Origin of the sequence: Pseudoalteromonas sp. SR41-8 (assembly GCF_014163915.1) — a bacterium.
GTDB classification, from domain to species: domain Bacteria; phylum Pseudomonadota; class Gammaproteobacteria; order Enterobacterales; family Alteromonadaceae; genus Pseudoalteromonas; species Pseudoalteromonas rhizosphaerae.
Genome location: NZ_JACJEE010000008.1, coordinates 61,027 through 86,089, shown reverse-complemented (window position 1 = coordinate 86,089; position 25,063 = coordinate 61,027). Strand labels below are relative to the sequence as shown.

The window sequence follows — 25,063 nt, the reverse complement described above, 5'->3', positions numbered from 1 at the left end:
TTTTTTGTATAAAAAATTGTGCTAGTATTTATGCTTATTTTTTTAAAGAGTTTTAGCATGTATCAAGGAAGTTGTTTGTGTAACAAGGTCACAGTACAAATTGATGGCCCGATCCAGAGCATTATTCATTGTCACTGCTCGTTGTGTCGTAAATCTAGTGGTACCGCATTTGCTACTAACGGGTTTATTAATCGTGCTGATTTTAAAGTAATCAAAGGCAATGAGTGGTTAAGCAAATTTGAATTTAAACCAGGGCGTATCCGCTATTTTTGTAGTGCATGCGGTAGCCCAATTTACAGTGAAAACCTTGATGATATAAGCAGACTAAGGTTGCGTCTGGGTATACTCGATAGTGATATTACAGAGCGGCCAATTAGTCATAATTTTGTTAGCTCAAAAGCGAATTGGGAGCAAATAAATGCTGATATCCCACATTATGATGGTTTTGAACCGACCCGCTAAGTTCGTTGGCTGATAGTGTTTTTATAATAAGTAAACTGGTAAATAGTCTGTGCCGCAACTCTCTGTTGCTTTTAAAGCAGTTGTTTCCCAGCACTTGTTCATTGGTATTGAGCCGCGGTTATAAATTGTTCAAAACTTTCACACCACACAATCACAGTGTTAAAGCGTGCAATATTAATATCGGCTGGCACCTTAATTATAAAACCATCGAATGTATTTACGCTTGCAACCCTTGTCATTGTACCTTTATATGCTAAAAAATCGGCTTCATTATCAATAAAGCGATTAGCTAAATAAAGCTGATAATCTGGGCCTGGGCTCAAGATGCCATCAAAAGAGATCATATTGTTGGTTAATCTGACTTGGCCGTTACCATAATGCAAAGCATCAGAGCCTGCGAGATCAGCTTTGAATTCACCACTATAAAGTGCTTGTTGTGCATGTGTGGCCAACTCAAGTTTGCTAGGAGAGGGTGGAGCCGTTAAAATTGGCAGTGTGTATAACCCTGCAACAAAGCCAACACAAAATATCATCAGATAAACGACTACCTGCCACAATTTACGCATCATAATAAGACCTTATCCATGAGAATATTCAGTATATTGGGCAAAACAAGCGGATGCCTTCATCTATAGTTATAAGCTAGCTTACAAAATCGGATTGGGCGAGTTCAATCGTCATTTAAGTATTTACTTTATTAGGGTGCTTGACCCTATTGTGAACTGACTTAGTTGTTAGCTCGCAATAAGTAATGTGAGCTATGTTGTTGCTAATTTAACTGGAAAATTTTTCTTATTGATAATGCGAGATCTTGTTCTTTGTCACCAAAAAATTGTTGATAAAGCTGCTCAAACTTACCGTTTTTTTGAAGTTTTAGTAACCCAGCCTCTAACTCCATTAGTAAAGCATCGTTTTGTTTATGAGTGTAAAAATAATAATGACTCGGGTATTGCAACATGATCGTTGGTTCAATCATTAAGTTTTGATGCTGCAGTTTAGTCACCTCAGCGGCAATAGCTGATACAGAGCGAGGAAAATAATCTGCCAAACCTGTCTCGAGTGCTCTAGTCATGCCTTTATAATCTAGCTCTCCATTAACAGTGAAGCCATTGCGTATAAGTACATCATAATCAGACCAACTCTGCTTTTGTAATGCTATTAAAGGCTTAAGCTGTGCTGAAGTTGATATTTCAGCGAAGCGCGGTTGTTGATTTTTATTAATTATTAGTAATCGCTTGCCGTGTAAACCTTGGTAAATTGACAATGAGGTATGATGTAAATCTGGGTAGCTGTTAGCAGGGAGCGATAGCCAAGCTAAATTAATACTGCTTGCTTTTGACAACTCTTCCACCACGCGTTTTTTATTCATTGGTCTAATGGAGTATATAAAATTAACCTGTTTTCCTTGCTCAGCAAAGGCGAGCGTTAACAGCGCATGAATATAGTGATTACGAGGGGTATCTGTTGTGCTGGGGCTTGCTAAGTGAAGATTAACGATTGCTTCATTAGCGTGTACAAAGTTAGTAAACGCCAAAGGCAATAACAATAACCAGAGCACTGCAAAATTATACAATTTCATCATTGAGCTATAACTTAAAAGTTTATGGCTCAAGTATAGCAAAATTATAATACCTCATTGTTGCAAAAAATATTATAAAAACGTAGAGGCTTTTGAATTACGTATTATACTTGTAAATATTAAAGATGTAGCTTTGGAATACTATGTTAAATAATTACTTGGTCCGTTCCCGTTTAATTGTATTAGCGCTTTTACCCGTTGTAATTTTTACGATTACTGCCATATATTCAATTAGTACTATGGGAGGATTAGTTAAAGGAATTGACAGTTTATATGAGAACCGTGTCGTACCATTGAAACAGATAAAAACGGTGTCAGATAACTACGCAGTTAATATTGTTGATTTATTTCATAAGTTCAAAGCTGGTAACATTAGTCAAAATGATTTACTTGCGGCAGTACAGCAGTCTCAAAATACAGCCGATAAAGAATGGAATACTTACCTTAGTACAGACTTAACCAGTGAAGAAAAAAGCTTAGTAAATACTGTCGAACAAAAACTTAAGCCAGTTCAAGCGCAAATTAAAAACTTGTTGAACAAAGTACGCACAGGGGATTTCCAGTCACTCCCACAACAGCAGTTTGTTACTGATCTATATAATGTATTCGATCCGTTAAGCGCAAGCTATCAAGCTTTAATAGAGCTGCAATTAAATGAAGCTAATCACTTTAAGAAACAAGCCGACGAAAACTTTGCGTTAGTAAGTCTAGTGATGAAACTATCAGTAGCACTGTTGATTTTTTTGTTGTTAGCCATTGCTTATTTTATTTACCGTTCAATTCAAAACCCATTGGTGGCGCTGCGCGATACCATTACGCAAATTGCAAATAATGCTGACTTGCGAATACGAGCCAATGTACTTGGTGAAGATGAAATTGCAGATACTGCACGAAACTTTAATAATATGTTGTCACGTATACATACTTTAGTAACCGATGTATCTGGGGCGACGTTAACTTTATCTTCTGCGGCAGAAGAAATGAACTCAATTAGTGAGCAAGTGGCCTCAACAGCCACAGAGCAAGAGCAACAGTCTACAATGATTGCGACAGCCATTACGCAAATGAGTAGTGCGATTGAACAAGTGGCACAAAATGCGATGGCCACATCAGAAAAAGCCACTAATGCAGATAGTAAAGCACAACAAGGGCAGCAAGCCGTTGCTGATAATATTAGCTCAATCCAAACGTTATCTAAGTTAGTAAATACAAATACACAATTAATAAACGACCTTAATACACAAACAAATGATATAAATCAGGTTGTAATGATGATCCAAGGCGTTGCAGAGCAAACTAACTTACTGGCTTTAAATGCTGCGATTGAAGCCGCAAGAGCAGGGGATTCTGGTCGTGGTTTTGCTGTTGTTGCCGATGAAGTAAGGCAGCTTGCTCATAATACCCAAAAAGCCACAGCGAGCATTAATGAAATGATCAGCAAGCTACAAGGTATGGCTCAACAAGCTGTTGTTGCTATGGGCAACGCTGAAAGTAGTGCACAAGAAAGTGTTGATCATGCAGAATATTCATCACAAGTTTTAACTGAAATAAATCAAGAGGTAACCGAAATTGCCGATATGAACACGCAAGTGTCAACAGCCACTGAAGAGCAAAAAATGGTGGCCCATGAATTAAGTAGTAACATCAACGAGTTTAGTTCTAGTATTGCATCAGTGAGTGAAAGTTCTCAGCAAAACGCACAAGCATCACAGGAGTTGGCGTTACTCGCAAGTATGTTACAACAACAAGTAAATGAGTTTAAAGTATAACACTGTAATGAGTGTACCTTGTTACTAATAGAGTACGAATGACAAGGTACAGTCTAAATTTATTAGTTTCACAAGGTTTGGATCGCGCAGTTTTGTGACAACATCAGCAAAAACAATAAGCTGCCACACACTTTTTTATAGATAAAATCATTGTTCTATAGCTGCATGTTTTGCAAGTGTTGCTGTGCAGCCACAATCCCCATCTGATAACCATCGCTGAGCTTTTGATAGTTTTTAGTGGTGCGGCCAACGTTAAAGTCAGCAGGTGGTGCGATGATATTTATTTTACAGTCTGCAGGTGGATTATGAATAAACGCAATACTGGCATTATAGTTATCAGCACGAGCTAAAGATGCACTGGCAAGTGCCGGGTGGTTTTTATAAATGCGGCGTGTAAACCATGGGGCCTTACTGGTTTTTTTACGATATCCAAGTGGTTGTGATAAAACGACCGTGATTTCTTCAGCCCCCATTTGATAGGCTTTTCGGATCGGAATTGAATCAGCCACACCGCCATCGGTCATGGCAATACCATCAATGACTGGGTAATCTCGATAAGCAATAGGAATCGCACAGGAGGCTTTTAACTGCTGCTCCATTTGCTCTGCTGTCGCTTTTAAATACTGCGCTGATGCTGTGTCTATATCGGTTGCGACTATATAAAATTCACAGTTCTGTGCTGCAAATGTGCCAAGATCTAAACGAATATCAGCCATGGTGGTTTGCCATAACCAATCTAAGTCAAATAAATGCCCACCACGGATAAAGCGCGCTAAATTAATAAACTCGGGTCGGCATGAATAATCAGTGATCACTTTATGATTACGTTTAGCTTGTTGGCATAAATAAGCCGCAATATTAGTTGCTCCAGCAGAGACACCAAAGCAGCGATTAAATGGTTGGTATTGTGCCCCTAAGAACGCATCAAGTACGCCGGTGGCAAATATGCCGCGCATTGCACCACCTTCTACAACAAGGGTGTGTTTGTTGTTGCTCACCGAGTTTTCTCCTTTAACTACTAACATTCGAGTTAATCACTTTGCAGTGCTTCAATAGGATCAAGCTGTGACGCTTTGATCGCGGGGTATACACCAAAAATAAGGCCGACTAACGCACAAATACTAAACGATAACACTATGGCGGTCATTGACCACGATACCGCCCACTGCGAATACATAGAGATAATTTCAGACAAGCCAATACCAAATACCACACCCAGTAAGCCACCTAAAATAGAAATGGTAAAGCTCTCGGCAATAAATTGTATCCGAATGTCTTTTTGTGTTGCACCAATAGCACGCAGTAAGCCAATTTCTTTAGTGCGTTCAAGCACCGTCGCCAACATGATATTCATAATACCGATACCGCCAACCAAGAGTGAAATGCCTGCCACGCAGGACATCACAATATTAAATATTTGCTGGGTTTGTTTTTGCTGGGCTAATAACGCGGCAGGAATAACTAATTCAAAATCATCAATATCACTGTGGCGATTTTGCAGTAAATGTTCCAGTGCTTGTGCGGCAACAATTGGATCAACCGATTTATCAATGGCTAGTTTCAAGCTGCTGACTTCACTATCAAGTAAGCCACTTTCAAAGCGGTGTAATGCAGTACTAAGTGGAATAAATACTTGGTTTTGTTCGTTACCAAGTTTGACTCCTTGAAATTCTTTTTTCTTTAAATAAGGCGCTTGTAAAATACCGACTACTTTAAACCATAAGTGGTTAATTTTTATTTGTTGACCGAGTGCGTCACCTAACGGAAATAGTTGCTTGGCAGTATTTGCGCCAAGCATTGCCACTTGAGCAAACCGTTGTTGATCGTTTTTATTTAATATACGTCCAGCAAATAGTTGAAAATGTGACAGCTGAAAATAATTAGCGCTTACACCTACGGCATTGGCGTCGCTGTTATTGTATTGGCTAAAAATATGATACGTCTCGATGGTTTTTTGTGCGGCAAAATCGGTAACAAAAGGCAGCGAATCGTGGGCAACTTGGGCATCACGCAGGCTTAAACCGGCCGAATGCTTACGTTGCTCTTTGAGTTCTTTTTCATCGAACTCTTTGCCATTAACAATCAAATTATATAACCCCATAGAGTCAATCATTTTCATGGCTTCACGTTCAGCACCTTCACCAATATTGAGCATAGCAATGACGGCACCGACACCAAATATCATCCCTAATAAAGTCAGTAAAGTACGTAACTTATGCTGTGCAAGCTCTAAGGCGGTGTCAATAAATAAAGTTAAATATTTCATCAGATGTCCTTTATATCAATGAGTGAGATCACATCATTAGCAGCTAAACCTGCGAGGATCTCTACATGACTAAGGTTATGTTTGCCTAATGAAACGGTCTTTTTGATAAATTCGCCAGCTTCTTCAACATAAACATAATGCGCATTTTGTTCGGTAAAAACACTTTGTTTGGGTACCACTAAACGCTCACTTTGCGGTGTCACTAAAATAGTCGCATTGAGTTTTAAACCCGGGCGTAAAGCGTTATTTTGCTGATTTATCGTTGCTTTTAGCTCGTAAAATTTTTGTGGATCGCCGCGTTTTATTGATTTAGGAAACGGCGATACCGCGATTAACTCGCCGCTAAATTGCTGCTCAGGCAATGCAATAAGTTTGAATGTAAGTGACTGACCTACGGTTAAATCGATTGCTTCACGTTCAGACACATATAACATCAACTGCATTTGGCTAACATCAGGCAGTGCTGCTATTTTTTGACCAGGCCATAAGGATTCACCCGCTCGCGGTTTTTCGCCGCGCCAATTAGTACTATGGGTTAATAAGCCATCGTGAGGGGCGATGATCTCAAGCAATGATAGGTTAGTGTTCAACGTTGCTAATTTTTGTTTGTATTGGTCTTCTTTCATTTTTAATAACATCAACTCTCCGGTGGCACTTTGCTCAAAACGGCCAGTTTGCCAGTCGTAGTAGTTATGTTTTGCATTTAAAAACTCAACATTTTGTTGTGACTCTAAAATATCTAATTTAGAGCGAATGCGTTCATCTTCAATTGAGTAATCTTCGGCAAATTGCTTTTCTTCATTAACCAATACAATATCGTGCTCTAAAATAGTCTTATCTTTATCTATTTCTCCTGATTTTTGTGCTAAATCTTGCGCTGCTAAAGCCGCTTGATTAGTGTTTTTTTGGCTTTGCCGACGCATTTGTTCGCCATCAAAACGAGCAATGACCTGACCTTTTTTAACTTGGCTATATTCTGGCATTAACCATGCTAAAGTTTGTGGCCCACGGCTTGATGCTGGCGCAACAATCAGGGTTTCATTTGCTGCGATCAAATGCCCTTTGGCTTCAACCTCAGTTTTAAAACTATGTTCACTAACCGTATAAGTAAGCGCGTTTTGAATTTCATGTTCTTTTGAACAACCGCTGATAAATAAAGCTGTAACGATTAAGCTAAGTGCAAAGCTCGTTTTCATAATTTTACCTCGTCGCCTAGTTGTAGGCCGCTTTTGACTACGGCGAGATTATCGGTAAAGTGACTTATCTCTATAAATTGTTTGTTATTTTCAGTGGTTGCAACATAGGGACCTTGTTGATCATATTGCAAACTGGTTAAAGGAATACTTAATACTTGAGGTAGGCGAGCGGTGGTGATCTCTAAGCGCGCAGTAAGTCCTGGGCGAATAACACTGGTGTCAATATTATCAATACTAACAATGGCATCCACAATCCGACGCTTATCTTGATATGACTTTTCTCTAAATACACGACCCAAACTCTTTATTTTCCCTGACACAACTAGTTCGCTACTGCCATCAATGGTTATTTTAACGGTTTGCCCTGGGGCAATTTTACCGCTGTCGGGTTCATCGATTTGTGCTTTTACTTGCATATTTTTAAGTACAGCAAGCTCAATAACAGGCTGACCAAATTGCACACTTTCACCAATGGATGACTTTTCACCTTCATAATTGGTTTTATAAATTACCAGCCCATCAATTGGGGCTTTTACCTTAAGGCGTTCAATATCTTGTAAATACCCGTCTACCTCACTTTGCAGCCGTGCAACTTTACTCTGCACCATTTTTAAGTTTAGTTCTTTGCTCTGTTGCTGAAACGTTTGCTTACTTTTAGCAAGCGTTAGATCGTTGTTTGCAATAGTAAAATCAATTTGTGACTTTTTACGTTCAACTTCAGAGCGAGATTGATCAACAATCTCTGCTTTGCGTTTAGCTTTATCGTAGTTCATTTTCATTTCGGCAACGCTGAGGGTCAATTCTTGCTCTTTGATAAGTTCTTTATTTTGCGCATTTTCGAGCTGTTTTTTTGCTCGCTCTAATGAAGATTGTTTGTCGATTAGCTTATCGCGAACTTGTTTATCGTCAAACGATACCACCACTTGGCCTTTTTTAACTTGGGTGTTTTCCGCTAGCATAGTCTTAATTTGGTATTGCCACATACGAGCAACTGACGGCGGGGCAATGATCGCACTGGTTGATGACTCTAGTTCGCCATTGGCATTAACCGTAATAGCAATATCACTCTTTTTCACTAGATAATGTTGTTGCTCATCGTCATTACATGCAGTTAATAGCAACATACTCAATATTATGCATAAAACGTTATGATTCATCAGAGTCTTCTCCGATTGTTAATTTTGCACTCATGCCCGGTAACAGTTTTAAATTCTGAGCGTTAAAGTTAAAGCGAGTTCTAAAGTAGGCATCTTTGCCCCACTGAAGGCGTTCTTCTGGCTGAGTTGAAATTTCGCTTAAAGTCGCATTGAGCGGCTGTTGTAAATAGGCGTCAAATAACAATTGCGCCTGTTGGCCAAGTTGTAAATGTTGATAATCAATTTCGTGTACCCAGGCTTCAATGTAGAGTTCACTCATGGCCGGTATTTCGACAATTTTCCAGCCTGGTTGGGCTGTCATACCAACAAATGCTTTTTCGCCATTCCACGGGTGGTTTGCATATAAAACGGGCCCTGTACGCTGTGCCTTAATGCTCATACTTGCCAGTTGCGTTTTATTGTATGCAAGGTCTGTTTTTAGTTGTTCAATAGTCAGTAGCTGCTTATTGCGCGCAACGGTATTTTCAGTTTTAACTTGGCTGAGTTCTTCGGATGATTTTTGTTTATTGATCAGGGCTTTTTCAAGTTCGAGCTGATTTTTTTGATAATCATAGGTACTTAAGTTAGCGTGTGGAATAGCAGCATCAATACGGGCACGCGCTAGTAAAAGCTCAGTGCGCTTAAAGTTAAACTCAGCTTCTATTTGTTTTTCTTGATTGCTGGTGGTGATCCTAAGCAGCTCTTCTTCGGCGGCATCTAAACTTACTTCATCTTGTTCAATTTCACTGGCAATCGAGCCGCTATCAAACACCACAACAACATCATCTTGTTGCGCTATTTCGCCTTCTTTCATCATCCATTGCACTTGTACTCGCCAGTTGTCTGATTTTGGAGCATAAAAAATTTGCTTATCGCTGGCTTTTAGCTCACCGCTGAGTAACAAACTTTGCGCATTGCTTGAGAAAGCTAAGCTGCAAAGTAATAATCCTAAACAGGCTTTGAAACATTGACTTTTTAACATCCGCTATCCTCTATGACTATGCCATCTTTCATCCGAATAATTCGCTTAGCATAAGCAGCAATATCTTCTTCATGGGTTACCATGACCAAAGTATGTCCTTGTTGGTGGAGTGAGCAAAGCAACTGCATAATTTCATGAGACGTTTTACTATCGAGGTTACCCGTTGGTTCATCAGCAAAAATGACTTTTGGCTCATTTACTAGTGCTCTGGCAATAGCAACTCGTTGCCGCTGACCACCGGACATTTCAAATGGTTTATGGCGTGCGCGATTTTGTAAGCCAACCTTATCCAGCATCGCCATAGCGCGCTCACTGGCTTGCTGTTTTGGGGTGTCGGTATAACGCAGTGGCAAAGCCACATTTTCTTGAGCACTAAGGCGAGTTAATAAGTGAAAGGTTTGAAATATAAAGCCAATTTTTTTATTGCGGATAGCTGACAAACTTTCGTCATCTATTTCTTTAATACTTTCACCAGAGAGCAAATAACTGCCTGAGGTTGGTGTATCCAGACACCCAAGGATATTCATTAAAGTCGACTTCCCTGAACCGGAAGCGCCCATCACGGCGACAAACTCACCTTCTTTAATATGTAATGAAACATTACTTAATGCAATGACTTGCGTTTCGCCTGCACCATAAGTACGGCAAAGATTTTCGACCCTGATCATACAGTTACTTTTGTTTTTATTATTATCTGATTGGTTAAACTAGCGAGTTTTATAGCGAGACACAAGTCCAAATCTAGTAGTTAAATATACGTCTATTTGCAGCCTTTAATTGTTTTAACATTTAAAGGCTAATTAAATCATCATAAGTTAACAATTGCGTGGTTTTACCGTTGATTTGTTGCGTTTTAGCCAAGAGTTGAGCGGGTTTAGCGAATATTTTTTGTTACAAAAAAGCCAAGTAATTCGATAAAAGAATTACTTGGCTGGCTTTAAGGTCAAAAATCATACAGCATATTCAGAGTGTTATACCCACATCTAGGTTAAATTGCTGCAACCCACATAACACCGACTTCTTTTTTTACCACTTTTACATGGGTGCCAGCACTTAGTGGTTGCTGGCTTTTTAGTTTCCAGCTCACCCCGGAATACGAGTAGGTACTAACACCTAAATCATCAACATCGCTAGTGAGTATAAAATCAAGCTCTGCAAAGTCACTTGTCACTTCTTTATGATCAACATTATCTTGCATGCGTTTTAGCGGTTTCCATAGTAAAACAGCGCATGCGGCGGTGACCAAGGTATTACTCCAAAGTGCGGTGGTTAATGAGTCTTCTAACAGCGCGAAGTTCATCATTAATCCAGTTGCAAATAATGATATACCCAAAAACAACAATATAAAGGTCGACATTCCCAGCACTGCTACTTCAATTATCAGTGCCAGTACACCTAAAATCATCAGTGTTTGGGCTAAATTATTGGTAATGAACTCCATAGTTTGCTCCTTTACAGTTTAACCTTTTTGTTTGGTATTTAAGGTATTAATAATCGACATCGCTTGCGCTACCATAGAGCTGGCATCGGTGCCGTTATCGGGTAATAAAACAACTGACGATTCTTTAGCAATGGCTTGTTTTGCGGCAATTGCTTTTGAGGCGAGGTCTAATTGAATGGCTTTTTGACCTTGCTCAGTATCAGCTGCTTCACCTACTTTACGTAGTGCATCAGCTTGTGCTTCGGCTACCGCAATAATGGCTTTAGCTTCACCTTCAGCACGCAGGATTTGCTCGGCTTTTTCTGCTTCAGCGGCTAGTACTTGCGCTTGTTTTTTACCTTCAGCGACATTGATATTAGCTTGACGATCACCTTCTGATTCTAAAATTTGTGCACGTTTAACACGTTCCGCTTTCATTTGTGCTTCCATCGCTTCCATTACTGATTGCGGTGGCACAATATCTTTAATTTCATAACGTAATACTTGAATACCCCAAGGATCTGCGGCTTGGTTAATTGCCGCAACAATATTAGTATTTAGTACATCACGTTCTTCAAAGGTTTTATCCAGCTCCATTTTACCAAGCTCTGAACGCATCGTTGTTTGCGATAATTGCGTAACGGCAAACACATAATCATCAACACCATAAGTGGCTTTGTATGGGTCCATAACACGGAAATACAATACACCATCAACAATCAATGAAATATTATCTTTGGTAATAGCAGATTGCGACGGCACATCTTGAGCTTGCTCTTTTAAGCTACGATCAGCGGCAATACGATCAACAAACGGCACAATAAAGTTTAGGCCTGCTTCTTTAGTTGATTGATACTTACCAAAACGTTCAATGAGCCACGCACGGTTTTGTGGCACAAATTTAACACTGCTTTTTAGCAGTACTAAAACAAAAATGAGTAAAAACGCCTCAACAGTGAATAACATGTTGAGAACTTGCGTGATCGGGTCCATAGATACTCTCCTTTAATAGTGGCCAATATGGCATGCCACACTATTACTTATGTAATTATTAGCGTGACTAAACCTAGGTTACCATCGTGCTGTTAACCCGCCTAGTGAAAATTCGTGACAAAGTATGTCAGTTAAAAATTGAGCATATTCTAGTTTTTAAGCAGATACAATAAGACGTTACTGCTTTTTAGGTGATGGTTAGTGCCACACGTTCATTACGTGCACAAAGATTTACTTGGAATGACGATGGTACGCCAAATTTTGCAAAAGCTGGCACAAACTTAGAGCAACAAGCGTTTACTGCGCTGTTGTGGCAAATGGTGTATAACGCCAGTTGAAGGTAGGGCGTGATGTTGAACAATTTAATTATTGATATGTTTATCTAAGCTCATACCATGGCACTGATAAGCGCACCAGTGTCGGTAACACCAGCTTCTTTCATTGCTTCAGCGATTGTTTGAACTAATGAACCCATTTGAGCTTGCATTGATACAATCATATTAGTTTGCGCTTCGACTTGTGCTTTAACAGCCTCATCTTGCTGGTTATCTAGCGCTTTTAACTTAACGAGTTGCTCTTTTTGTTGTTCAATCTGTTCTTTGACTTTTTTCAGCTGTTCGATCATTTTAGCGATATGATCGGGCATATCTGAACTTGCCTCTTTTTCCGCTTTCTCTTTCGTTTCCCTGCCTGATAAGTTGTCTAACTCTTTCTCTGATAAACGATAGTCAGCACCGTTTTGGTTTTTTGATGTTGTTGCTGTTTCTTGTTTCGTTTTCTGTGTGGTATCTGTTTGCTCTGTCGCTATCTTTGTTGGATAGGCTTGCTGTTTGTGTATGTGCATTATTATTGATTATCCTTAATATTATATTTGTATGTTATCGGCCAACTTGGTAAAGATCTAAAGAGCTAATAAAAAATAATTTAGTCAAATATTAACGTAGCTTGCATTTTAAGCTGCGTAATAAAGGAAATCACCGTGGTGAGCAATGTCAAATATATATATTCAAAATGAAAAAAGGATTGGCAGATTCAGCTTCGAAGTGCATAACCGCTATGCAGCTATCACTACCATTATCAGCAGTGAAGTGATCGTAACAACTGCTTTTTCGTAGGACTTTAATAAATCAATCGTTGCCGCTGTAACTGTGTATGCTGATTTATCTTCAACAGCGTGCGGCCGCTCATCAATACTTACTCTATTTTTTAAAGCAATTCACATATATTCAGCTGGCCACTTTTTCTACCAATTCAAGTTATGTATTTATCTTCTGAATCTAAGTTATTACGCAGTTAAAACAGCGAATAAAAAGTATTTACAGCAGCATTGTCAAAGATTTGCCTGATGACGCGCTAAGGTTATAGTAGTATCATAGAATGAGTATTTTTAAAGGAACTGCTTATGGCACGCATTGAAAATTTAAATTTGTCACAACAGGTAACTAATGAGTTAGGTAAAGCCATTATTAATGGTCATTACACTGCTGAAACGGGTTTACCTACTGAAGCAAAATTATGTGAAGAGTATGGCATTAGCCGTACTGCTATTCGTGAAGCAGTAAAAATGCTTGCTGCCAAAGGGCTTATTTCATCGCGCCCACGTCAAGGCATTCGTGTTGAACCAGCAAACACATGGAATTTATACGACACTAGTGTATTAAAATGGTTGCTTGATAGTAGCCCGACCTTGTATGTATTAAAAGAATTTTTACAGGTACGTTTAGCCATTGAACCGCAAGCTGCGGCACTTGCAGCAAGACGTGCTGATAAAGGAGCAATTGCAGAGATTGCGATTGCAGTTGAAAAAATGCAAGCTGCGGCTGATGCCTCCGATGGTGAAATCCATGAAAGTGATTTAGCCTTTCATACCGCAATTTTGTTTGCCAGCGGTAATCGTTTTTTCTTTCAATTGCGTGATTTTATTTGTACTGCTCTTAACGTTAGTATTCAGCATACAACACCCGCGAAAGGTAATAAAAAAGCCATTGCGGATGAACACTTTAAAGTGTACCAAGCAATTTTAAATGGTGAGCCTGAGCGCGCTAAAAACATGATGACGAACATGATTGACGAAGCGATGTCATTTATTGAAAAAGCAATAGCTGAAAAAGAGTCTCAAAACGAATCGAAGTAACCATGTTTGTTAATGAATGCTCTTAATACTTAATGAAATAATTCTAGTCTCAATATCACACACAACAAGTTATTCAAGTCTCGTTGCTAAATGTGTTTTTATTAATGAGCACAATAGGCATGTATTTTTTGGCGCTATGGATAAACATCAACAACACAATACAGGGGTGTTGTATCGCTTATCTCAGCAACAAGCGTGTATTTGTAAAATTTGACGAGACAATGGGCTTTCCCGATGGCATGACAGTCGATAACGACAATCACTTGTGGGTCGCGTCTTGGAATGGCCACTGCCTTTATCGTTTTTGTGAAAATGGCACTATCGTGCATTTTTATCGACTTCCCGCACCTAGGATCACCAGCCTCACTTTTTTTGGCGATGACCTAACAACCATCGCCGTTACCTCCGCCCGTACTGGCCTAGAACCTGAGATACTAAAACAATACCCCTACAGCGGCGCCGTATTTATTTTAACGGCAAGCGTCAAAGGGATCGCAGAAAGCCCAGCCCAACTGTAATTAAGTAGATCGCAAATAAACGATGTGTGCACTTGTCATTAGAGGCCGCACTCGAAAGAATGTTTAATTTTTGACCTACAACAAGCCGTTCAGGGGAGTATAACTACAACGATTTAGCTTTGAATGAACCAGACACGATACCTTGCTTAAGCCTTTATTTTGAACTTTAAAAATATGGTATACAAACAGTGGGTACAATATGTCATGTTTTATAAGATAAGTTACCTTATTTAATCTAACTGTCCGTTTAAAATTTTTTTGCTGATATTCTATTGTTCACTGCAACGCAGGCAGCTTACAGCTTAGGTGACGATGGACCGACAAAAATATCGGGAATATTTTTGAACTGCGAAGCAGACCTTTATGGCGAAGGGCAGGACGCCTAAAGTAAACGACATATCTAGTAAAGAGTGCAGCCTGAGGACGTGAGGTCATGGCAGATTTTTGTTCCCGACAAAATCTAAGTACCTAAATCCATTTAGGCAATGACCGACGTAACCAAGCTCCATGGATGGATTGTTAACAGCGCGGTTTATTTGAAATTAAGTTCACTTTGATTTGTCGCGAGGTAAACTCGCTGCTACGAATACATGGCTCTAATGCTCTTCATCAAAGATTTGAATTTGATTGCGGCCTGATTTTTTCGCTACGTAGAGTGCGCTGTCGGCGGCGAGGACCATCATATCTGCGGTGGTATGTTTATCTGGTGTACAGCTGTAACATCCGATGCTGAGGGTGAGGTGGTCGGCGATGTTTGAATTTGGGTGCAGGATATTTAGTTGACTGATTTGCTGTTGCAGTAATTTGGCAAATTTTAAACAGTGGGTTTTATCAATGCTGGGTAACACAATTGCAAATTCTTCTCCGCCGTAGCGGGCTGCTAAATCACCTTGTCGCTTACATAAGTTATGTAGTGCATGGGCAACTTGTTTGAGCGCTTCATCGCCTTGCTGGTGGCCATGATTGTCGTTATAAAGTTTAAAATAATCGATATCACAAATGATTAAACTCAATGGTTGATTTGAGCGTGTTGCACGTTGAATTTCATTAAGTAATGTTTGATCAAAACAGCGACGATTGGCGATATTTGTTAGGCTGTCGAGGTTTGCTTGTGATTGCAGTTCTTGGTTGACCAATAGTAATTGTTGTTGAGCTTGCTCTAAGCGTTGTTTATACAGAACGTTTTTGAGTGCATTGGCAATAATTTCACCCACCAGTTTGATCCGCATAAGATCGGTGTCGGTCCAGTGGCGTATATGTGTTACGCAATCACAGCCAATAAAACCAAACAAGGAGTTCTCAGAGCGAAGCCCAATGCATAAAACAGATTTGATCCCTTCGGATTCAAATTCAGCTTTTTCGGCTGCAGCGGCTGGAGGGAGTAAATTAACATTCGGTACCTTAAAAACGTGCTTTTCGTTCATCATAGTAAAAAAGTACGGTAGTAAATCTTGCTGAATACCTTGCAGCTTTTCTTTAAATGGCTTGATCTGTGTATTAACCCATTCATGGGTATTACTCATTTCTTTGCCGTCTTCGCTAAATTGAAATAAATAGCTGCGGTCAGCATCACAAAATGTACCTATGGTTTTTAAAGCACTTTCGATTTGTTGGTCTAGATTATCTATCTGTATATCAATTAGTTGCGTTGATATTTTTGCTATTACTTCGTCAAAGTCAGCTTGCACAGAACACGATGAGTGTGATTTTAACACCAGCATCATTAATTGTGGGCCAATTAGACTGTAGGTGACTGTTACACAGGATATTGTGTGTTTTGTGGCGATATTATAGGTTTGTTCGGTGTTATTTTGGGGAGTTAAAAAGGTGTGATAATCAACAATCGTGTGGTTTTCTGTTTGTTTAATAGATAAGTGCTGAAACGCTTTTTCTACTGGACTTATTGCCGGCATTAAATTTAGTAACTGTTGGCTCAATGCATTGGCGTGCAGCGTGTCTGTTTGTTGATCAAACAATACGATTGCAAGTGGTAAGGCTTGTAAAGATTGCCAAATTTCGTCTACAGAATACTGTCTCACTGGATTTCCAACTTCCTATTAACAAATTAAGCTTACATTCAATTTTAAGAAAATGGTACTTTAATTAGCCGTTTTATATATAAATTAACTCGATATTAAGTTTTTAGTGCGTTTGACTGATGGAAGTACTACAATTGATACTGTATATCATTACTCTTTTAACGTTTCTTAGAATGATGACTCTTAGCACACTAAAGCACAGGTAAAACCGCCTTTCATGACCGACATTACAACTCACCAAGCATCACGACGTAGATTATTAATTGCATTAGCCATCACTAGCTCATTTATGATTATCCAAGTGATTGGTGCCTATTATGCAAACTCTCTTGCTGTATTAGCCGATGCAGGGCATTTATTTGTTCATAATAGTTCTTTATTTATTGCTTTGATCGCATCGAGCTTAGCGATTCATTTAGCTAAAAACTACAACGATGGTTATCAAAAAGCAGAGTTGACAGGTGGTTTGATCAATGGCTGTTTGTATTTAGCGATCAGTTTAGTAATTTTATACGAAGGTGGCGAGCGCTTTATGCATCACCATGAAGGGCAAGGGCCAGTTGTCAATAGTTATTTAATGTCGGTAATTGCTGCCACAGGGTTTTTATTTCACGGTGCCGCAGCATGGGTATTATATAAAGGCAGAAAGGCCAGCTTTAATGTTTATGCGGTATTTTTGCACTCATTTTTTGATTTGATTTCAACCGTGTCTACGTTTGTCGCCGGTATACTTATTTATCTAACGGGTTGGAGTGTTATTGATATTTTATCAAGCATGTTGATTGCGTTATTTGTTTTGTTTACAGGCGTAAAAGTAATTGTTGGTTGTGTTAAAGGTCTGCGTTTAAATAAAGCGAAACTACCCGATGTGGCCGATATTGAAAGTGCCATAGGGCAAGTTGAGCACGTAGAAAATGTACATAATGTTACGGTTATGCGCCGCGATAAGGAGTTAGTTGTTGGGGCACATGTAGTACTTAAACAACATTGTACTAAAGAAAAACATGATGAAGCATGTCGACTTAAAGTTGAGCAATTGTTAGCCCAGCAATTTAATGTTGGTAATAGCGTTTTACAAATCGAAAGCCATGGTTGTCAGCATTAAATACAAGTAGTTAACTTGGCAAAATACGTTTTTTCTTTTACTTTTAGATACAGTCTATTTTATTCGGAAGCAAACATTGCCGTTTTCTCAGCATCGATATTTTGCATTTAGCTGCTCCATACTTTTGGGCGTGTTGGCCGGCTTTGTTAATTTACTGCCATTTTGGTTTCTAGACAGCTCTGAATTTTTATTTGGTCAGCTTTTTGTTTTAATTTGTTTGTTGCTATTTGGCTTACGCTACGCGTTAATTGCTTGCGCTATCAGTGCGGCTTTTATTTTTTATCGCTGGGGGCATTGTTGGCCATCAATCGTATTTGTTGGCGAAATACTTTGGCTGTATCACTTTAGCTTTAAAGCCGCGCGGCTGCTGTTTATCCGCGGTATTATTTATTGGCTGTTAATAGGTATTCCACTGCTGGGGCTAATTGGTTATTTTATCATTGAGCTACCCATACTTGCTATAGTAACAGCCTTAGTTAAGTACTTCTTAAATGCCGCTATTGTTTTATGTGTTATTGATTTATTGAGCTTTTTCTTTATTCAGCAGGTATGGCAAAAGCGACCAAATTCGTTGTATAAAATTCTTAATTACATTGTAAGCATTCTCATCATTTTAGTGGTGTTATTAACCTCCATTGTACTTACCAACAATCATTACGCGCGTATCGAATACGAAGTGAAGGCGCAGCTTTCTGAAAAATCTGAAGACATTGCCGAAAAAATTGACCTGTATTTAAATGACTATCGCCGAGGCATCGTATTAACTGCAAAAGCCATAGAGCAGGGGGTTGATAAACAGTTAGCACTGAGTCATTTGATGGCACTATACCCTAACTTTCTTACATCAATGGTTACGGATGAAAACGCAATTGCGCGGATATTTTACCCACTTAGTTTACAAGAAAGCTTAAAAGGTAGCGATTTATCGGTTGCCGATCGGGATTACTTTACAATAGGTAAAGACTCGCCAACAGGCTATATTTCTAATGTTTTTAGGGGCCGAGGATTTGGTAATGAACCCATTGTGGGTGTTTCTGCACCAGTGCATATTAACGGGCGTTTTCGGGGAGTTGTTGAAGGCTCGTTAGTGTTGGGCTCATTTTTGCAATTTAGGCCAACCATATTTGATAATGATGGTGAATTGATAATTCTTGATGCCAAAAAACAAGTGGTATTTAGCACCTTGCCTAATCATTATTCGGTATTGACTCAGCTCACTGAAGATAAATTTACCCAGTTAAAAGGTGATCAACAAGCCATTATGACCACCGACATTGATGGTGAACAATATTACGTAAAAATATATTTATCACAGCATCAAGGCTGGTATGTGGCAAGCTTATTAAAACGTAAATACGCTAATCTTGTGGCGGCAAGTGCGTGGGGGCAATCACTGTTACTGACTTTTGTGGTGATTATTTTGATCAGTATTTTTATCACCCAGTTGAGCCGTTGGTTGGTAAGGCCAATAGAAGAGCTTACCGAACAAATCGATGCCTTTGATCCTAAAGCTGATATCAGTGATTTACAGACTCAAAATAATGCGTGGCTGGAAGTACTGAGTTTACAGCAGCAATTTGCAACTTTAGCATTTAAATTGACCAGCAACTTTAAAGATCTAGAACAAGTAAATACTGAAAATGCAGCACTTAATCTGCATTTAAAACAGTTTAATGTAGAGTTAGAGTATCAAGTAAATGAAAAAACAGATGAATTAGTTAAAGCTGTGGCAACTGCAAATCAGGCCAGTAAAGCTAAATCACAATTTTTAGCGAATATGAGTCATGAAATTCGCACCCCGTTGAACGGTATTATGGGGCTGACTGATATTTTACTTAATGCTGATGACGTGAAGTTGGAATACCGTGAACAGTTGCAAATGATACAGCAAAGCGCAAAAAATCTATTATTGATTTTAAACGATATTTTAGATTTTTCTAAAATTGAGGCGGGGGCGGTCAAACTAGATATTCATATAGTTAATGTACGAAAACTGCTTACCCAGTTAGCGCAGGTGTTTACAAATACTGGCGTACAGCCAGGCGTTGAATTTGTATTAAATATTGCCCCGTCAGTACCAGATGTGGTGCAGTTAGATTCATTAAGGTTAAGCCAAATTGTCAATAACTTGTTGAGTAATGCAGGGAAATTCACGAAAACTGGCAGTATAACTATGAACATTGATTATGCTGATAATCATTTGTCTGTGGCTGTAACAGACACCGGTATTGGTATTTCTGGGCAGCAGCAATCATCGTTGTTTAGTGAGTTTACTCAAGCCGATATTTCAACCACGCGGCAATATGGTGGTACTGGTTTAGGCTTGGCTATTTGTAAGCGAATAGTTCAGTTAATGGGGGGCAAACTTAAATTACACAGCGAGATTGGCAAAGGCAGTTGCTTTACTATCACCATTCCTGTTGAGGTGGCGCAACTCAGTGACGAAGTTGACATACAGCAAAACATCCCTGATTTAACTGGATTGAAAGTATTACTGGTAGAAGATAACCAAATCAATCAAATCGTTATTGCTAAAATGCTCAGTGATACTCATTGCACCTTAGAGGTTGCTAACGATGGTGAAAAAGCACTGGCGTGCTTACAACACAACATGGCCGATATTATTTTGATGGATTGCCAAATGCCTATTATGGATGGGTACCAGTGCACAGCTGAAATCCGTAACAATGGTGCTCAATTTGGCCCTGTGGTTATTATAGCCATTACTGCTAATGCTTTTGAAGACGATCAAAAACGTTGTTTAGAAGTGGGTATGGACGATTTTATTGCCAAACCGGTCGATCGTGCCCAACTTTTTCAATGCCTTAAAAAGTGGGCTGATACATTGAGTTAACTAGCTATGTAGTTTGCAATTTCTCTTGCAGTGCTTGGATATACGCATCGCTAATGAGAATCTCGGCAGTTGTTGGTTTTGCAAAGTAATAGCCTTGAAGGTCATCGCAGCCGATACTGTTTAAAAAGCGTATTTGCTCAATTGTTTCTACACCCTCTGCAATGCAATACAGATTTAGGTTTTCAGCTAAGGTATGGATTGTTCTGATAATTGACTCATTATTGCTATCTCGCCCGATATTACGCACAAAGCTTTGATCAATTTTAATCACATCAATTGGAAATTGACTTAAATACGTTAAAGAAGAATACCCGGTGCCAAAATCATCCAATAACAATTTAAAACCAGCGCTTCTGAGTGCTTGCAGCTGCTTAGCCGCTTTGTTTTTGTCATCAAGCAAGGTGTTTTCGGTGATCTCTAAACGTAACTGAACAGGTTTTATATGGTGCTGATTTAGAATAAGTAATAAGCGTTCGGCTAAATTAGACTTTAAAATATGCACTGGTGATAAGTTTAAAGATAGGTAAAACCGCGGATTAGCTTTAAATAATGGTGCGAGATCTTCAAGTGCACGGGTCAGCGCTTGTTCGGTTAGTACATCGATTAAACCAGTTTCTTCCGCAATAGGTATAAACACTGCTGGGGATATCAATTCAGCCTGATGCTGCCAACGCATTAAGAGCTCTACACCTTTGATTTTTTTACTTTTATTGTTAACAATTGGCTGGTAATTATTAAAAAACAAATCGTCCTTGTAGGCGTCTTTTAAAGCATTTTCGAGCAGCAGCTTTTGGGTGATTTGGTTATTCATTTGTTCAGTGAAAAACTTAAAGCCGTTGCGGCCCGATTGTTTAGCATGCATCATCGCTATATCGGCATTACGAATAAGCTCATCGGTGGTATCGGCATCAAATGGGTAGAGTGCAACACCGATACTGGCCGAGATATTAATTGCAAAATCGTTGATCACCACCCGTTTTGCAAGCTCTGCAGTTAGGCTACGTACTAAGTTACTTAAACTTTGTGGTGAGTCTAAGTTTTTAATCAATAACAAAAATTCGTCACCACTTTGACGCCCGACAATGGCATTATTATCAAGCATGCTATTCATTCGATGGGTAATATCACATAATAGCTGATCGCCAACCGCATGACCAAACGAGTCATTCACCGGTTTGAATTTATCTAAATCTATAAACAGCAAAGCAACAAGGCTCGCGCGCGTATCGGCATCTTTGATCGCATGCGATATCTTTTGATACATTAATGTTCTGTTTGGCAGCTTAGTTAATGGATCATAGTTTGCCAGATAACGAAGCTCATTTTCAGCACGTTTTTGCTCAGTTAAATCAGAAATAACTACCACATAATAGCTCACCACATTACTGTCTTTTGCCACTGCGGTAATACTGATATGAATGGGGTGCGACGGATTTATCTTAGTTTTTATATATGCGTCACCGCGCCAGTTCTGCTTTGGCTGCAATGATTTTAGAATATTGATGAAGTCGACATATTGTTTTTTACCCAGTGCCGCTAAAAACCTTTTTAGCTCAAGCTTTGCTGGTTTTTTTTGCATTGAGAAGGCTTCAGCAAAGCTATTATTAACAGAAAATGGAATGAGTTGACTGTCTAAAATAAGTAGCCAATCGTTTATTTGACTAAAGGCTTCACCTAATACCGCAGCTTGATGTGCTGTAGCACGCTGCTCTGTAATATTAGTATAAATTCCAGCTAATCTTGTAGGATAGCCTTGCTCATTCGTTTCTATCACTTTACCTATGTCGTGGTACCAAAGCCAGTTTCCATTAGCATGTTGAAGCCGATACGTGACCTGCCATTGTTGAGCATTTTTTTGAGTGATGAATATATGCCAATCATGCAGTATTTTGCGCTTATCATCAGGGTGTATTAATGCGCAAAAATCGTCAAAATTAAACTTCTGAGGCAAAGTTTGATAGCCTAGTTCGTGTTTTAAGCGCTGCTGCTTTATCCAATGTGCGCCAATATCAACTTCCCATACACCGCTTTTACTACTGTTTAAAGCAAGCTCAGTTTGTTGTTGTGATTGCAGTATTTCATCATGAGTATGCTTAATAATGCGCTGACGAGAGCGGTATTGCCAAAAAATAACAAATAGCACTAAAAACGTAAGTAATAAATAAAGACTTATTGCAAGAGGAGAACGCCACGGGGCATAAGCAACGTTAAAGTTAAGCGTTTTTTCATCACCGAGGCCTGAGTCATTTAAGTTATATGCTGCGATTGTAAGTTGATAATCACCAGCAGGAAGTTTAGTAAAAAAGACTTTATTGTTATTTAGCTTTTCATAGCTTAATTTACTTGGGCCAGTTAATGACACCTTATAGCGTGTTCTATCAACATTTTGAAAATCAAAGTTGGAAAAACTAACTTCTAAACCCATGTCTTCATCAGTCAGTTGTAAAGGCTGGTTGGCGTATTGCAATGGATGATAATTAAGTGAGCGTGAGAGTAACGATATATCGGTGATTTCAGTCACAGTGCTGTCACGATCATTAGGGACGGATAAAAAGTCTTGTGGGGCGAGTGTTAGCACGCCACGTGTGCTGCCAAAGGCTAAGCGGCCATCGTTTAACAGTGTATGTGAGTCGATATTAAATTCATTCACAGTTAAGCCATCTTTAACAGTATATGCATTGAGTTGCATTGAACTTAAATCGAGCCGATAAAGGCCATTTTTACTGCTGATCCATAAAAAGCCAAATTGGTCGATTTGCAAAGCGACAATTGTTTTAGTTTTAATGCCATTACTGAGGTTTATACGGTGTTTTACTTCATAGCTGTTGGCGTCAAGACCAATTAGCCCTTCTTGGGAAGAGGCAAGCCATAGCGTATTGTTATAATCGATCACCCAGTCATCAATAGTGACATAATTTATTGGGTTATAATTTTCAACTTTGTATATTAAGGTGAGTTTTTGGCTAGACTCATTATAACGATATAACGCCCCAGATACGCTGATCAAATAGTCATCGGGTTTATTCGGTAACGGTTTTAAAAAGGTGTGCACGTTGACGGGATCTAACTGCTCTTTGAGACCTTTAATTACGTTAGTCTGACCACTGTTTCCATCATACAGGAAATAATCATTCTCGCTAAAAAATGCAAAGGTATCAGTCGTGATTTGGTGATAGCCATAAGCTGGGCCGCTGTCGATAATGGCTTGTGTATTGCCTTGCATTGGTAGAGCTATTTTTTGTTCGGTTTTTTTGTCAAATAAAGCAAGACCATCATAAAGTAGTAACCACAAATAACGATCTGGCTCATTTAAGTGTGCCGAGGCAATGCCATACACAGCAAATTGGCCATAAAACGCTTTAGTGTCATTGCTGACTAAGTAAGTTTTCTCTGTTGTCCCATCTTGGCGCATTTTGGCAAGACCATTATCGGTGCCAAGCCAAACGTTATGATTGTCTTGGTAAACAGCAAAGATCACATTACTGTGCAATTTATCATTACTGGTGATTTGAATATTGCCAAAACGCCTTGCTAAAGTTGACCAAGTAAAAACACCTTGTGAGCGCGAGGCAAGCCACATAAGCCCTGTTTTATCGACCATTACATCTAAAATCGTGTTGTCGGTCATGTTGAATTTACTTTGATCAAAACGAAAAAGAAACTCATTGTGATCAGTATGGCGATGGTATTCATACAGACCATCCTCGGTGACTATAAATTCACCATAAGGGGTATTAACGTAGTCCCAAATATTATGTTCTGCAAGCAGCGTTTTTACGTTGTTGAAGTCTAATAACTCATTGTTATTAAATGCAATAGAATAAAAACCTTCGACCGTGCCAACCAGCAGGCCAAGCTGCGAGTCGACGGTTAAAAACTTGATATTATTGTTATCGAGGTTGAGCTTATCCTTGGCAACTAAAGGTATTTTAGTTATATGTTCATCAATTAATGATTTAGAGTACAACCCATCAGTGGTGGCAATATACAAAAAGTCATTATGAACAGTAATTGCGCGGACAAAATTATCATCTTTACTGATTGAAAACTCATGGGTATAGGTATTTTTTTGTGGATCAAAGGCATACACATGTTGGTTAATGGCGTAATAAAACAGCTGCTGATGTTCGGCGATGGCAAAAATAGGAGAAAAGTGTTTATCTTCAGCGTTTAACTTACCTGAATAAACTTTACTGACTTTAAGTGTCACAGGATCTATAAGAAACGCACCAGAATATTCAGTTGATACAAAAATATCGCCATTGCTTGTTTCAAACAACAGAATAATCGAGAGTTGATCCAGTGTGTATTCACCAGAGAATATTTTTACTTCGTAGCCATCAAACCGGTTTAAACCTTGCATCGTTCCGATCCAAATAAACCCTAGTTTATCTTGCAGTGTGCTAGTAACGTGGCCTTGTGATAACCCTTCATCAGTGGACAAGCGTTGTAATTGCTGAGCATAGCTTTGAGCACTGGAATTAACACTAAACAAAGTGCATAAAATACTAAATAAAATGAAAAAAAAGTTATTCAACCGCACTTATGATACAGCTCCCCTGAGGTAAAATAGTTGTTATCCGTTAGTAAATATAGCATAACAACTTACA

The 25,063-nt window shown here is 39.1% G+C and carries 20 protein-coding genes; 7 read left to right on the top strand and 13 right to left on the bottom strand.

Going from position 1 to position 25,063, the window contains the following annotated elements; translation table 11 throughout:
* Positions 1-57 precede the first annotated feature (57 nt).
* Entirely contained in the window at positions 58-462 is a 405-nt protein-coding gene (locus H5162_RS07580; RefSeq protein ID WP_182778136.1) for a GFA family protein, read from the top strand.
* Between the two features lie 98 nt (positions 463-560).
* Here the strand turns inward: H5162_RS07580 and H5162_RS07575 are convergent, their stop codons facing one another.
* Positions 561-1,031 (bottom strand): DM13 domain-containing protein, encoded by a 471-nt coding sequence (locus H5162_RS07575; RefSeq protein ID WP_182730892.1) that lies wholly within the window; start codon positions 1,029-1,031, stop codon positions 561-563.
* 200 nt (positions 1,032-1,231) lie between these two features.
* Positions 1,232-2,044, bottom strand: coding sequence for a transporter substrate-binding domain-containing protein (locus H5162_RS07570; RefSeq protein WP_259398185.1), 813 nt, complete (start codon positions 2,042-2,044; stop codon positions 1,232-1,234).
* A 140-nt stretch (positions 2,045-2,184) separates the two neighbouring features.
* Between H5162_RS07570 and H5162_RS07565 the strand changes: the two genes are divergently transcribed.
* On the top strand, positions 2,185-3,810 hold the full coding sequence (locus H5162_RS07565; RefSeq protein WP_182778133.1) for a methyl-accepting chemotaxis protein: 1,626 nt from the start codon (positions 2,185-2,187) through the stop codon (positions 3,808-3,810).
* A gap of 155 nt (positions 3,811-3,965) precedes the next feature.
* Here H5162_RS07565 and H5162_RS07560 read toward each other — a convergent pair whose 3' ends face one another.
* From H5162_RS07560 to H5162_RS07525, 8 genes are all read right to left on the bottom strand, one after another.
* The gene (locus H5162_RS07560; protein ID WP_182778131.1) at positions 3,966-4,835 is read right to left on the bottom strand and encodes a patatin family protein; all 870 of its coding nucleotides are present in this window, start codon (positions 4,833-4,835) and stop codon (positions 3,966-3,968) included.
* Positions 4,836-4,840: 5 nt separating this feature from the next.
* Positions 4,841-6,076: an ABC transporter permease gene (locus tag H5162_RS07555; RefSeq protein WP_145234192.1), complete on the bottom strand. Its 1,236-nt coding sequence runs from the start codon at positions 6,074-6,076 to the stop codon at positions 4,841-4,843.
* The gene (locus H5162_RS07550) at positions 6,076-7,272 is read right to left on the bottom strand and encodes an efflux RND transporter periplasmic adaptor subunit (protein ID WP_182778129.1); all 1,197 of its coding nucleotides are present in this window, start codon (positions 7,270-7,272) and stop codon (positions 6,076-6,078) included. Before H5162_RS07550 ends, H5162_RS07555 begins: the two co-directional genes overlap by 1 nt.
* Positions 7,269-8,429, bottom strand: a complete 1,161-nt coding sequence (locus H5162_RS07545; RefSeq protein WP_145234188.1) for an efflux RND transporter periplasmic adaptor subunit — start codon at positions 8,427-8,429, stop codon at positions 7,269-7,271. Before H5162_RS07545 ends, H5162_RS07550 begins: the two co-directional genes overlap by 4 nt.
* The gene (locus H5162_RS07540; protein WP_182778127.1) at positions 8,419-9,390 is read right to left on the bottom strand and encodes an efflux RND transporter periplasmic adaptor subunit; all 972 of its coding nucleotides are present in this window, start codon (positions 9,388-9,390) and stop codon (positions 8,419-8,421) included. Before H5162_RS07540 ends, H5162_RS07545 begins: the two co-directional genes overlap by 11 nt.
* Positions 9,384-10,058 carry an ABC transporter ATP-binding protein gene (locus H5162_RS07535; RefSeq protein WP_182734052.1) on the bottom strand — a complete coding sequence of 225 codons (675 nt, stop codon included), beginning with the start codon at positions 10,056-10,058 and terminating at the stop codon, positions 9,384-9,386. Before H5162_RS07535 ends, H5162_RS07540 begins: the two co-directional genes overlap by 7 nt.
* A gap of 320 nt (positions 10,059-10,378) precedes the next feature.
* Entirely contained in the window at positions 10,379-10,831 is a 453-nt protein-coding gene (locus H5162_RS07530; protein ID WP_182734054.1) for an NfeD family protein, read from the bottom strand.
* Between the two features lie 18 nt (positions 10,832-10,849).
* Complete coding sequence (locus tag H5162_RS07525) at positions 10,850-11,803, bottom strand: slipin family protein (protein WP_145234179.1); 954 nt, start codon at positions 11,801-11,803, stop codon at positions 10,850-10,852.
* A 194-nt stretch (positions 11,804-11,997) separates the two neighbouring features.
* Between H5162_RS07525 and H5162_RS07520 the strand changes: the two genes are divergently transcribed.
* Positions 11,998-12,141 (top strand): hypothetical protein, encoded by a 144-nt coding sequence (locus H5162_RS07520; RefSeq protein ID WP_182778125.1) that lies wholly within the window; start codon positions 11,998-12,000, stop codon positions 12,139-12,141.
* 50 nt (positions 12,142-12,191) lie between these two features.
* On the opposite strand, the gene H5162_RS07515 is transcribed toward H5162_RS07520, so the two are convergent.
* Positions 12,192-12,647, bottom strand: coding sequence for a hypothetical protein (locus tag H5162_RS07515; protein WP_182734056.1), 456 nt, complete (start codon positions 12,645-12,647; stop codon positions 12,192-12,194).
* Between the two features lie 558 nt (positions 12,648-13,205).
* Here H5162_RS07515 and H5162_RS07510 point away from each other — a divergent pair.
* Positions 13,206-13,937 (top strand): FadR/GntR family transcriptional regulator, encoded by a 732-nt coding sequence (locus H5162_RS07510; RefSeq protein ID WP_182734058.1) that lies wholly within the window; start codon positions 13,206-13,208, stop codon positions 13,935-13,937.
* 104 nt (positions 13,938-14,041) lie between these two features.
* Positions 14,042-14,455 carry an SMP-30/gluconolactonase/LRE family protein gene (locus H5162_RS07505; protein WP_259398184.1) on the top strand — a complete coding sequence of 138 codons (414 nt, stop codon included), beginning with the start codon at positions 14,042-14,044 and terminating at the stop codon, positions 14,453-14,455.
* Positions 14,456-15,051: 596 nt separating this feature from the next.
* Here H5162_RS07505 and H5162_RS07500 read toward each other — a convergent pair.
* Entirely contained in the window at positions 15,052-16,494 is a 1,443-nt protein-coding gene (locus H5162_RS07500; RefSeq protein WP_182778124.1) for a sensor domain-containing diguanylate cyclase, read from the bottom strand.
* A 217-nt stretch (positions 16,495-16,711) separates the two neighbouring features.
* Here H5162_RS07500 and H5162_RS07495 point away from each other — a divergent pair, with 217 nt between their 5' ends.
* Positions 16,712-17,599 carry a cation diffusion facilitator family transporter gene (locus H5162_RS07495; RefSeq protein ID WP_182759460.1) on the top strand — a complete coding sequence of 296 codons (888 nt, stop codon included), beginning with the start codon at positions 16,712-16,714 and terminating at the stop codon, positions 17,597-17,599.
* A gap of 130 nt (positions 17,600-17,729) precedes the next feature.
* Entirely contained in the window at positions 17,730-20,453 is a 2,724-nt protein-coding gene (locus tag H5162_RS07490) for an ATP-binding protein (RefSeq protein ID WP_310736420.1), read from the top strand.
* Positions 20,454-20,457: 4 nt separating this feature from the next.
* On the opposite strand, the gene H5162_RS07485 is transcribed toward H5162_RS07490, so the two are convergent.
* Positions 20,458-24,996, bottom strand: coding sequence for an EAL domain-containing protein (locus H5162_RS07485; protein WP_404936099.1), 4,539 nt, complete (start codon positions 24,994-24,996; stop codon positions 20,458-20,460).
* Between the last annotated feature and the right edge of the window lie 67 nt (positions 24,997-25,063).